The 1,285-nt window shown below is 63.8% G+C and carries 1 protein-coding gene; it reads right to left on the bottom strand.

From position 1 onward, the window contains the following. Nucleotides 1-1,278: amino acid adenylation domain-containing protein (locus ACFC1X_RS40805; RefSeq protein WP_376364835.1), on the bottom strand; the 1,278-nt coding region annotated here is incomplete at its 3' end. Between the last annotated feature and the right edge of the window lie 7 nt (nt 1,279-1,285).

Genomic DNA, 1,285 nt, shown 5'->3' with positions numbered 1-1,285 from the left:
GTAGGCGACGAGCCGCACATCCCCCGGCACATCCTCACGCGGAACCACCACCACCTGACCCACCCCCGCATGAGACCCCAACACCGCCTCCACCTCACCCGGCTCAACCCGCACCCCCCGCACCTTCACCTGACCATCCACACGCCCCACAAAAGCCAACTCACCACCCCCAACCCACCGCACCAAATCCCCCGTCCGATACATCCGCTCACCCACCCCACCAAACGGACACGCCACAAACCGCTCCCCCGTCAACCCAGCCCGCCCCACATACCCACGCGCCAACCCCACCCCCGCGATATACAACTCCCCCACCACACCCGGCGCCACCGGCCGCAACCACCCATCCAACACAAACACCCGCGTATTCCAAATAGGACCACCAATCAACGGCACCACCACACCCGACCCCGAACCCACACCAGAAACCGCACCCGACCCCGGCCACACCCACGCCGTCGAATCCACCGACGTCTCCGTCGGACCATACAAATTATGCAACTCCGCACCACACAACCCCACAAACCGCTCCGCCAACACCCCCGACAACACCTCACCCGAACACACCACCCGACGCAAAGAACCCCAACCACCCACCACACCCCCCTCAACAAACACCCCCAACATCGACGGCACAAAATGAACCGTCGTCACCCCCTCACCCTCAATCAACCCCGACAAATACACCGGATCCCGATGCCCACCCGGCCGCGCCAACACCAACCGCGCACCCACCACCAACGGCCACAACAACTCCCACAACGACACATCAAAACCCACCGACGCCTTATGCAACACCACATCATCAACACCCAAACCAAACCGCCCCTGCATCCACAACAACCGATTAACCAACCCCCCATGCGACACCACCACACCCTTCGGCACCCCCGACGACCCCGACGTATACATCACATACGCCGCACCACCCCACCCCACTGACACCGGACCCACCACATCAGCCCCCACCACCTCACCCACCTCATCCACACACACCACCGGCACCGACACACCCCCCAACAAACCCCCCACCAACCCACGACACGACACCACACACACCGCCCCCGCATCCCCCACCACCCAACCCACCCGCTCCGCCGGCACCTCCACATCCACCGGCACATACACACCCCCCACCTTCCACACCGCCAACAACGCCACCACCAAATCAACCGACCGCTCCAACACCACCCCCACCACCGACTCAGGCCCCACCCCCAAACCCCTCAACACCTCCGCCAACCGATCCGACCGCACATCCAACTCCCCATACGACACCCGCTCA

It is taken from the genome of Streptomyces sp. NPDC056128, assembly GCF_042263835.1.
Classification (GTDB): Bacteria; Actinomycetota; Actinomycetes; order Streptomycetales; family Streptomycetaceae; genus Streptomyces.
The sequence above is the reverse complement of the archived record's forward strand: the minus strand, read 5'-3'. Positions and strand labels throughout refer to the sequence as shown.